10 protein-coding genes are annotated in these 10,021 nt (G+C 63.1%); 4 read left to right on the forward strand and 6 right to left on the reverse strand.

The window, feature by feature from the left end; all coding sequences use genetic code 11:
* Both pyrE and WA145_RS10890 read left to right on the forward strand, forming a co-directional pair.
* Window positions 1-635, forward strand: a 635-nt coding sequence (pyrE, locus tag WA145_RS10885; RefSeq protein ID WP_422581595.1) for an orotate phosphoribosyltransferase, incomplete at its 5' end; no start/stop codon positions are given.
* Between the two features lie 24 nt (window positions 636-659).
* Complete coding sequence (locus tag WA145_RS10890) at window positions 660-1,253, forward strand: DUF4124 domain-containing protein (protein ID WP_422581596.1); 594 nt, start codon at window positions 660-662, stop codon at window positions 1,251-1,253.
* A gap of 1 nt (window position 1,254) precedes the next feature.
* On the opposite strand, the gene WA145_RS10895 is transcribed toward WA145_RS10890, so the two are convergent.
* The 5 genes from WA145_RS10895 to coaBC form a co-directional block, all read right to left on the reverse strand.
* Window positions 1,255-1,701, reverse strand: a complete 447-nt coding sequence (locus tag WA145_RS10895) for an acyl-CoA thioesterase (RefSeq protein WP_422581597.1) — start codon at window positions 1,699-1,701, stop codon at window positions 1,255-1,257.
* A 133-nt stretch (window positions 1,702-1,834) separates the two neighbouring features.
* The gene (gene argB / locus WA145_RS10900) at window positions 1,835-2,740 is read right to left on the reverse strand and encodes an acetylglutamate kinase (protein ID WP_422581598.1); all 906 of its coding nucleotides are present in this window, start codon (window positions 2,738-2,740) and stop codon (window positions 1,835-1,837) included.
* A 31-nt stretch (window positions 2,741-2,771) separates the two neighbouring features.
* Window positions 2,772-4,160 (reverse strand): phosphomannomutase/phosphoglucomutase, encoded by a 1,389-nt coding sequence (gene algC / locus WA145_RS10905; RefSeq protein WP_422581602.1) that lies wholly within the window; start codon window positions 4,158-4,160, stop codon window positions 2,772-2,774.
* A gap of 1,240 nt (window positions 4,161-5,400) precedes the next feature.
* Window positions 5,401-5,856 (reverse strand): dUTP diphosphatase, encoded by a 456-nt coding sequence (gene dut / locus WA145_RS10910; RefSeq protein ID WP_422581599.1) that lies wholly within the window; start codon window positions 5,854-5,856, stop codon window positions 5,401-5,403.
* Window positions 5,857-5,884: 28 nt separating this feature from the next.
* The gene (gene coaBC / locus WA145_RS10915) at window positions 5,885-7,093 is read right to left on the reverse strand and encodes a bifunctional phosphopantothenoylcysteine decarboxylase/phosphopantothenate--cysteine ligase CoaBC (RefSeq protein ID WP_422581600.1); all 1,209 of its coding nucleotides are present in this window, start codon (window positions 7,091-7,093) and stop codon (window positions 5,885-5,887) included.
* 191 nt (window positions 7,094-7,284) lie between these two features.
* Between coaBC and radC the strand changes: the two genes are divergently transcribed.
* Window positions 7,285-7,959, forward strand: a complete 675-nt coding sequence (gene radC / locus WA145_RS10920) for a RadC family protein (protein WP_298186000.1) — start codon at window positions 7,285-7,287, stop codon at window positions 7,957-7,959.
* Here the strand turns inward: radC and WA145_RS10925 are convergent.
* Window positions 7,956-9,545 carry an ABC transporter substrate-binding protein gene (locus tag WA145_RS10925; protein WP_422581601.1) on the reverse strand — a complete coding sequence of 530 codons (1,590 nt, stop codon included), beginning with the start codon at window positions 9,543-9,545 and terminating at the stop codon, window positions 7,956-7,958. The genes radC and WA145_RS10925 overlap by 4 nt on opposite strands.
* Window positions 9,546-9,894: 349 nt before the next feature.
* Between WA145_RS10925 and rpmB the strand changes: the two genes are divergently transcribed.
* A partial coding sequence (gene rpmB, locus WA145_RS10930) for a 50S ribosomal protein L28 (RefSeq protein ID WP_422581603.1) occupies window positions 9,895-10,021 on the forward strand: 127 nt, incomplete at its 3' end.

A 10,021-nucleotide genomic window follows, 5' to 3' on the forward strand; every position in this document is an offset into this window, starting at 1 on the left:
CGTATCAACGTGATTTCATCCGTTTTGCCATCGAGCGTGGGGTTCTGCGCTTTGGCCAGTTCACCCTCAAATCCGGGCGTATCAGTCCTTATTTCTTCAATGCCGGGCTGTTTGACAGCGGTTTGGCGCTGGCCCAGCTCGGACGTTTTTACGCGGCGGCCGTAGTCGACAGTGGGATCAGTTTCGACGTGCTGTTTGGCCCGGCTTATAAAGGCATTCCGCTGGCGGCGACCACTGCGGTGGCGCTGGCCGAGCAGCATCAGCGCGATGTGCCCTGGTGCTTCAACCGCAAGGAAGCCAAGGATCACGGTGAAGGTGGCACCTTGGTGGGCGCGCCGTTGGCCGGCCGCGTACTGATCATCGATGACGTGATTACCGCCGGTACGGCAATTCGAGAAGTGATGCAGATCATCCAGGCGCAGGGCGCACAAGCGGCCGGTGTACTGATCGCGTTGAACCGCCAGGAACGCGGCAAGGGCGAGTTGTCGGCGATCCAGGAGGTCGAGCGCGACTACGGCATGCCGGTGGTGAGTATTGTCTCGCTCGAACAGGTACTGGAATATCTGGCAGAGGATGCTGAACTCAAGCAGTATCTGCCAGCGGTACAAGCCTACCGCGCCGAATACGGAATCTAACCTGCCGAATAAGGTGCTGCACCGATGCTTAGACCTGCCCTGACCCGCTGTTCGCTGTTGCTAGGCCTACTGCTGCCGGTTGTGGCGGATGCGGCTGAGTTGTACCGCTATGTCGATGACAAGGGCACCACGGTGCTTAGCCGGCAGGGCGTGCCGCCGGAACACATCGGCAAGGGTTATGAAGTGCTGAATGACCAGGGGCGAGTGATCCAGGTGATTGCGCCTGCGCCGAGCGCGGAGGAGATGCAGCGCATCCTCGCCGACAAGGCCCGCGCCAGCTCCGATGCGCAGTTGTTGCGCCTGTACAGCACCCCGGAAGACGTCGAGCGCGCGCGGGCGCGCAAGCTGGCGGAGTTGGATGGCCTGATTGGTGTGGCGCGCGGCAACCTGCAGTCGGTACGCACGCAGCAGGCCAATCTGCAGAGCCAGGCCGCCGATCATGAGCGTGCCGGGCGGGCGGTGCCGGCGCATCTGCTGGCGCAGATCGAAAACCAGAAAGCCGAACAAGTGCGGCTTAAACGCGACATCCAGCGCTATCAGGCCGCACATAAAGAGGCGGACAGCAGTTTCAATGCTGACCGTGATCGGCTCAAGGAACTGCTGGGTCGCAACCAGTAGGCTATTGCTGCGGCGCGCAGCGTTCAAAGGCCAGAATTTTCTCCCGCAACCACATGGGTAGCGGTCTGCTGCTGCGGTTTGTGCTGTCCGCATGCACGTAAATCACTTCGCCGGCGGTCAGCGCCTGCTCGCCGCACCAGATACCCATGGCAAAGCTCAGGCTGGAGCGGCCCAGACGGGCGACGCGAATGCCGATCTGCAACTGATCATCGAAGCGCGCGGGTGCCAGGTATTCCAGTACGGTCTTGATCGCGAAGAAGTCGCCGCCGTCGCGGCTCAGATCTTCCGGGTAGCGGATGTCCAGTGCGCGGAAGTATTCGGTGATGGCGACATCGGCATAGGTCAGGTAGTGACCGTTAAACACGATGCTCTGCGGGTCGACCTCGGCCCAGCGTACGCGCAGGGGGTGGAAAAAGCTGAAGGTCTCGCGCGATGGTGGGTTGCTCATGGGAAACACCTCGGCATGCAGGACTGAGCCACTGAGCTTCAGCGTTACGAGAGCCTGCTGCAAGCTGCACAGCAGGCGATCAGGCGGGCGAATCAGCCAGGATCAGCGGGCTGATTCGTGCGGCAGGGGAGGCTTAATGACGCTTGCGGTTGCAGATCAGGGTACCCACACCGCTGTCGGTGAAGATTTCCAGCAGCACCGCATTCGGCACCCGGCCATCGATGATGTGGGCGCTGGTCACCCCGCCTTGCACCGCTTCCAGGGCGCAACGGATTTTCGGCAGCATGCCGCCATAGATGGTGCCGTCGGCGATCAGGCTATCGACCTGTTCGGTGGTCAGGCCGGTCAGCACCTGGCCTTGCTTGTCCATCAGGCCGGCGATATTGGTCAGCAGCATCAGCTTCTCGGCTTTTAGCGCTTCGGCGACCTTGCCAGCGACCAGGTCGGCGTTGATGTTGTACGACTCGCCATCCGGGCCGACACCGATCGGTGCGATCACCGGGATAAAGTCGCCCTTGACCAGCATGTTCAGCAGGTCGATGTTGACCCCGGTGACTTCGCCGACGTGGCCGATATCGATGATTTCCGGCTGGGTCATTTCCGGGGTCTGGCGGGTGACCTGGAGCTTCTTGGCGCGGATCAGCTGGGCATCTTTACCGGTCAGGCCGATGGCGCTGCCACCGTGCTGGTTGATCAGGTTGACGATGCTCTTGTTGACCTGGCCGCCGAGCACCATCTCCACCACGTCCATGGTCGCGGTGTCGGTGACGCGCATGCCGTCGACAAAGTGGCTTTCGATGGACAGGCGCTTGAGCAGATCACCGATCTGCGGGCCGCCGCCATGCACCACCACCGGGTTGATGCCGACCGCCTTCATCAGCACGATGTCGCGGGCGAAGCCTTGCTTGAGCTCTTCGCTTTCCATGGCGTTGCCGCCGTATTTGATCACCAGGGTCTTGCCGACGAAGCGGCGGATATAGGGCAGTGCTTCGGACAGCACCTTGGCGACGTTGGTGGCGGCATCACGTTCGAGGGTCATGCAGGGCTCCAGTAGACTATTCGCTAATCAATCAAAACGGCAGGTCGAGGTCGGGTACCGCGCTGTACAGCTGGGCGCGGAAGACTTCCTTGATCCGTTCGAGTTCTGTTTCGGTTTCCGCCTCGAAGCGCAGCACCAGCACCGGTGTGGTGTTGGAGGCGCGCACCAGGCCCCAGCCTTTGGGGTAGTCGACGCGCACGCCATCGAGGTTGGTGATATTACCCTCACCCCATACGCCATCGCGTTGCAAGCGTTCGATGATGCTGAACTTGCTCTGCTCGGTGACCTGGATATTGATTTCCGGGGTGGATATATCGTTGGGGAAGGCGTTGAACACCTGGTCGCTGTCGCGGCGATCCTGGCTGAGAATTTCCAGCAGGCGGGCGGCGGCGTAGAGGCCGTCGTCGAAGCCGAACCAGCGCTCCTTGAAGAAGATATGCCCGCTCATTTCGCCGGCCAGCAGCGCGCCGGTTTCCTTCATCTTCTTCTTGATCAGCGAGTGGCCGGTTTTCCACATCACCGGGCGGCCACCATAACCGCTGATCAGCGGGGTCAGGCGGCGCGTGCATTTGACGTCGAAGATGATGTCGGCACCGGGGTTGCGCGACACCACGTCCTTGGCGAACAGCATCAGCAGGCGGTCCGGGTAGACAATGGCGCCGGTATTGGTCACCACGCCGACACGGTCGCCGTCGCCATCGAAGGCCAGGCCGATATCGGCTTTCTCGCTTTTCACTTTGGCGATCAGGTCCGCCAGGTTTTCCGGTTTGCCGGGGTCGGGGTGGTGGTTGGGGAAGTTGCCATCCACTTCGCAGTACAGCGGAATCACCGTGCAGCCCAGGGCCTGGATCAGCTGTGGGGCGATCACCCCGGCCACCCCATTGCCGCAGTCGACCACCACTTTCAGCGGGCGGGCCAGGGCGATGTCATCGCGGATCTGCTTGAAGTAGCGCTCCAGTACATCGACCTGCTCGACCGTGCCAACGCCGCTGGCCAGGTCGTGGTTGTCGATGCGCGCTTTCAGGGCCTGAATCTGCTCATTGGCCAGGGTGTCGCCGGCAATCACGATCTTGAAACCGTTGTAGTCCGCCGGGTTGTGGCTGCCGGTGAGCATCACCGCCGATTTGCCAGTGAGGATATGCCCGGCGTAATACACCACGGGTGTCGGCACCATGCCGACATCGCTGACATGACAGCCGCAATCGAGCAGGCCCTGGATCAGCTGCTGCGCCAGCTCCGGGCCAGACAGGCGGCCGTCGCGGCCGACGGCGATATTCGGCTCGCCCTGGGCCAGGCTCTGCGAGCCGATGGCGCGGCCGATCCAGTAGGCGGTTTCGGCGTTCAGGGTGCGGCCGACCACGCCACGAATGTCGTAGGCGCGGAAAATATCGGCCGGCAGCTTGGGTGCGCTCGGTTGCACCGGGGCGGCGGCCGGCTGATCGAGGCCGAGCAGATCCTGGTCTTCGTCAAGGATGTCGATGTCGAGGATATCGGTGTCCTGAAATAGCGGTTCGACCAGGCCGGGCAGTCCTGCAGCCTGTATGTCCGCTGAGGTGGGTGCTGTTTCAGCGGGCGGGCGCACGATATTGTCGCTGGCGCGACGCGGCAGGCGCGCCAGAGCGTGGGCCAGGCTGTCGAGTGCGGGCAGGCTAAGACTGAAGGCTTTGACGGCTTTACCCGCGGAAAGCTCTTTGATCAGTTGCGCCAGTTGCATCACGTCCTTGAGCAGGCGCCGTTGCAGGTTGTTGTGCACCAGAAGCATGCCCACCAGCGCGCCAACCAGGGCGAGCAGGCCGGCGATGGTCAGCAGCAGGGGCGAGAACAGCGGGTTGGTTAGCGATGGGCCGGGGGTAAAACTGAGCGTCCAGTTGGGATTGCCGGTCTTGAATGTCTGTGCATGGCCGGTGGCCTGGCCGCGCTGTGCCAGCAGCTGGGCGGCGGTGTTGCCGAACTGTTGCTGCAGTTGTATCTGGCCGACCTCGGCGGGCAGCTGCGGCAGGCTGGCCAGCAGGTGCTCCAGGTCGACGGCCAGCAGCAGGGTACCGTAGGGCTGTGCGTCATCATTCAGGCGCAAGGGCGCGGCACTGTAGACCAGCCAGCGCTGACCCACCTTGTAGGCTTCGGCTGCAGGCGTCTGGCCAGTTTCCACGCGGCGTAGCATATCCAGGGCGGCAAAGTTCATCGGCGCGTTGCGCTGCATATTTTGCACGGCCTGATTGCGCCCGTTGAGGTGGGCATCGACCACGCCGTGCCAGTACGTGAGGTTGCGTTCGGCTGCCTGCACCTGCGCGCTGTCCTGGCTTTGCAGGGCGTCCAGCAGCTGCGGGTTGCGTGCTGCGCTGCTGGTGTCGGCGGCCAGTTGCTGCAGGGCTTGATCCAGGGCGGAGGCCTGGCTGCCGCCCCAGGCCTGGCTGAGCTGCTGCTGCCCCTGCTGGGCGCTACTGGACTGGGCAAACCAGAGCAGGCCGCCGGCCAGGGCCAGGCTGCCCAGGACCGCAAGCAGGCCGGGTAGCAGGGCGCTGACGGCTTGTTGATTCTTGCTCGGGGCGCTGCTTGAAGCTGGCGCGGCCGGCTCTGCGGCGACGGCATCCTTGGCGTTACGCTTGAAGAGTTTCATGCGGCGTCTCCTCGGCAATTCATCCTGGAATCAATAAGGGCAATCAGTGACTGCCGGAATGGCCAAAGCCGCCTGCGCCGCGCTGGCTTTCATCGAACTGCTCGACCAGCTCGAAATGCGCCTGCACCACCGGCACCAGGATCAGCTGCGCGATACGTTCGCCGATGGCGATGCTGAAGGCACTCTGACCACGGTTCCAGCAGGACACCATCAGCTCGCCCTGGTAATCCGAATCGATCAGGCCAACCAGGTTGCCGAGCACGATGCCGTGCTTATGGCCCAGGCCCGAGCGCGGCAGGATCATCGCCGCCAGGCCCGGGTCGCCGATATAGATCGCCAGGCCGGTGGGGATCAGCACGGTCTGTCCGGGTTCGAGTACCAGCTCCTGCTTGAGCATGGCGCGCAGGTCGAGGCCGGCGGAGCCAGGGGTGGCGTAATGCGGCAGGGGGAATTCGTTGCCCAGGCGCGGGTCGAGGATCTTGGCTTGTAAGGCGTGCATATCAGGCTCTGTGGTCGGTGAGAGGGCGTCAGCTACGATTCAGGCGTTCGGCGATAAAACTCACCAGCTGGCGGGCAATCTTGCTCTTGCTGGTCTGGGCGAAGCTGCTCTGCTGGAGCTCACGGTCGATGATAGTGATGGCATTTTCTTCGCTGTTGAAGCCGATGCTGGGGTTGGCCACGTCATTGGCAACTATCAGGTCGAGGTTTTTGTCGCGTAGCTTGCGCGAGGCGTAGTCCAGCAGGTTCTCGGTTTCGGCGGCAAAACCGACGCTGAACGGCCGGTCACTGCGGGCGGCCAGGGTGGCGAGAATATCCGGGTTGCGCACCATTTGCAGGAGCAGGCCGTCGCCACTGGCGGGGTCTTTCTTCAATTTGTGCTGGGCGACCACTTCCGGGCGGTAATCGGCGACGGCGGCGGCGGCGATCAGCAGGTCGCAGGGCATCGCGGCCTCGCAGGCGGCAAGCATGTCGCGGGCGCTGGTGACATTGATACGGGTGACGCGCTCGGGCGTTGGCAGGTGCACCGGGCCGCTGATCAGGGTGACCTTGGCGCCGGCTTCGGCAGCCGCTTCGGCGAGGGCAAAGCCCATCTTGCCGGAGCTGTGGTTGGTGATGTAACGCACCGGGTCGATGTTTTCCTGGGTCGGGCCGGCGGTAATCAGCACGTGCTTGCCGGTCAGCGCCTGGTGCTGGAAGCAGTCGGCGGCGCATTGCACCAGCTGTTCGGCTTCGAGCATGCGGCCCAGGCCGACATCGCCGCAGGCCTGGCTGCCGGCGGCGGGGCCGAACAGCTGCAGGCCGCGCGCGGTCAGCAGTGCCGCGTTGGCCTGGGTCGCCGGATCGCGCCACATGGCCTGGTTCATTGCCGGTGCCAGGGCCACCTGAGCATCGGTGGCCAGCACCAGGGTGGTCAGCAGGTCATCGGCAACGCCCTGGGCCAGGCGCGCCATCAGGTCGGCGGTGGCCGGGGCAATCAGCACCAGATCGGCCCAGCGCGCCAGTTCGATATGGCCCATGGCCGCTTCGGCCTCGGGGTCGAGCAGGTCGAGGTGTACCGGGTGGCCAGAGAGCGCTTGCAGGGTCAGCGGGGTGATAAATTCACGACCGCCTTTGGTCATGACCACGCGCACGTCAGCGTCCTGGTCCTTGAGTCGGCGAATCAGCTCGGCGCTTTTATACGCGGCAATACCGCCGCCCACGCCAACAATGATGCGTTTCCGATATAGCCGCTGCATAGGCCTGCCTTTTATAAAGATGGATATACACCGCGACGCTGACACCTCCCCAGGCCAGGCGCCGCGCAAAAGTTGGGCTACGATAGCACAGAGCCTGCAACGGAGTAGCGCTGCCAAGTGCTTGCCAGGCTTGGCTTTGCGGCACTTAAACGCGGCGGTTTGCCGCGCCCGGCAACACACAAGGAGGTGTGATGAGTATTCGTGATTGGCCCGCGGCAGAGCGCCCGCGGGAAAAACTCTTGGCGCAGGGTGCGAGCACCCTGACCGATGCGGAGTTGCTGGCGATTTTCCTGCGTACAGGCGTCGCCGGGCAGAGTGCGGTGGACCTGGCGCGCCATCTGTTGGGCGACTTCGGCAGCCTACGGGCCTTGTTACAGGCCGATCTGCCCTCGTTCAGTCAGCGTCTGGGGTTGGGGCCGGCCAAGTTTGCCCAGTTGCAGGCGGTGCTGGAGATGGCGCGGCGCCATCTGGCCGAGCAGTTGCGCCGCGATTCGGCGCTGGAAAGCCCGCAGGCGGTGCGTGATTACCTGAAAGCGCTGCTACGCCATGAGCCCCACGAAGTCTTTGGCTGCCTGTTTCTCGATGCCAAGCACCGCGTGCTGGCGTTCGAAGCGCTGTTCCATGGTTCCATCGACAGCGCCAGCGTTTACCCCCGGCAGGTGGTCAAGCGCGCGTTGGCGCATAACGCAGCGGCGCTGATTTTGACCCATAACCACCCATCTGGGGTTGCCGAACCCAGCCAAGCCGATCGGGTGCTGACCCGTCGGCTGAAAGAGGCGCTGGAGCTGGTGGATGTGCGGGTACTCGACCACTTTATTGTCGGCGACGGTGAGCCGCTGTCGATGGCCGAGTACGGCTGGCTTTAAGGGAGCAAACGCACCTTGGCAAAGTCCTGGCGGCCGAACGGACTGACCTGATAACCCTCGACTTCCTTACGCATCAGCGCGTAGGCCGTCGGGTGGGCCAGCGGTAGCCACAGCGCCTGCTGCTGGATAATCTGCTGCGCTTCTTTATACAACTGGCTGCGCTGCGTTTGGTCGCTGGTGCTTTTGCCAGCACTGATCAGCTTGTCCAGTTGTGGGTCGCAATAGCGGGCGAAGTTCAGCCCGGATTCGAGCGAGGCGCAGGCAAACTGCGGGGTGAGGAAGTTGTCCGGGTCGCCATTGTCGCCGGCCCAGCCCATAAACAGCAGGTCGTGCTCGCCGGCTTTGGCGCGGCGAATCAGCTCGCCCCATTCGATCACACGGATTTCCGCCTGGATACCGACCTTGGCGAGGTCAGCCTGCAGCAGCTGTGCGCCCAGACTCGGGTTGGGGTTGAGCACGCTGCCGCTGGGGCGGGTCCAGATGGTAGTGCTAAAACCATCGGCCAGGCCGACCGACTTGAGCAGCGCGCGGGCTTGCTGCGGGTCATGCCGGTAGCCGGGCAGTTCGCTGGCGTAGCTCCAGGTATTCGGCGGGTAGGGGCCGTTGGCGGCTTCGGCGCTGTTCTCGAACACGGCCTTGAGGTAGCTGGCCTTGTCGAAGGACAGGTTGATCGCCTGGCGCACGGCGGTCTGGTCCAGCGGCGGGTGCTGGCTGTTGATGCCGACGAAGGCGGTCATAAAGGCAGCAGTGTGGGCGCTCTGCAGATTGTTATCGCCGCTGATCGCCTGCACGTCCTGTGGTTTCGGTGACAGGGCGATATGGCACTCGCCACGGCGCAGCTTCTGCAGGCGTACGTTGGCATCCGGGGTGATGGCGAACACCAGGTTGTCCAGCGCCGGTTTGCCAGCGAAGTAGCTCGGGTTGGCGCTGTAACGCACGCTGGCGTCTTTCTGGAAACGTTTGAAGACAAACGGTCCCGTGCCGATTGGCTGGCTATTGAGCGCTTCCGGTGTGCCGGCTGCCAGCAGTTGCGCGGCATATTCGGCGGAATAAATAGAGGCGAAACCCATGCTCAGGGTGGCGAGGAAGGTCGCGTCAGGACGGTTAAGCTTAAAGCGCAGGCTGTGCTCGCCGGTCTTGTTGATGCTGTTGATCAGACTCGGCAGCTGCATCGATTGCGCATGCGGGTAACCGCTTGTGGCGACCTTGTGCCACGGATGGGTCGGGTCGAGCATGCGCTGAAAGCTGAACAGCACGTCATCGGCATTCAGCGCGCGGCTGGGGCTGAAGTACTCGGTGCGGTGAAACTGCACGTCCGCGCGTAAGGTGAAGCTGTAGCTCAGGCCATCCGGGCTGACCTCCCAGGCTTGCGCCAGGCTCGGCTGCAGGGTGCCGCTGGTCGCGTCGAAATCCACCAGACGGTTCATCAGCACGTCGGCCGAGGCGTTGGTGGTGGTCAGCGAGTTGTACTGCACCACGTCGAAGCCGTCGGGGCTGGCTTCAGTGCAGACGCTGAGCGTGCTGGCTTGCACCAGGGCGGGCGCAAGAAGCGGGACGAGCAGCAGGGGGAGGGCGGCGAGACGCATGGCAAACTCCTGAATAGCGGTGGGCGCGCTGACGTAAGGCCTTACCCTAGGCCATTAACTGGCGGCAGGGCAATCAGTCTTGGCGACGAGCGGTCGATCTGCGCTGGTGCCGTTACGGGCTGGCCTGGGCGCTGCAATCGCCGGTTGGCGTCTACCGGGGAAAGTGCGTTTAACCTTGTTGCCTTGGGGGCTTTCTGGTATAAAGCAGCGCTCTTTTGTAGGGGCCCGGTTCTTGCGCTTTCAGGTACGGCCGGTAAGACCCTCGAGATACGCGGCGCTGCGCGCCAAGATTGAATAATTAGCGGCCAACCCATGCCGGGTTGGGCATGTGGTTTTAGAGGGCTGAGGCATGTCGAGAGTCTGTCAAGTTACCGGTAAGGGTCCGGTAACCGGGAATAACATTTCCCACGCAAACAACAAAACCCGTCGTCGTTTCCTGCCGAACCTGCAGCATCACCGCTTCTGGGTCGAGTCTG

The organism is Pseudomonas sp., assembly GCF_049301935.1.
Classification (GTDB): domain Bacteria; phylum Pseudomonadota; class Gammaproteobacteria; order Pseudomonadales; family Pseudomonadaceae; genus Aquipseudomonas.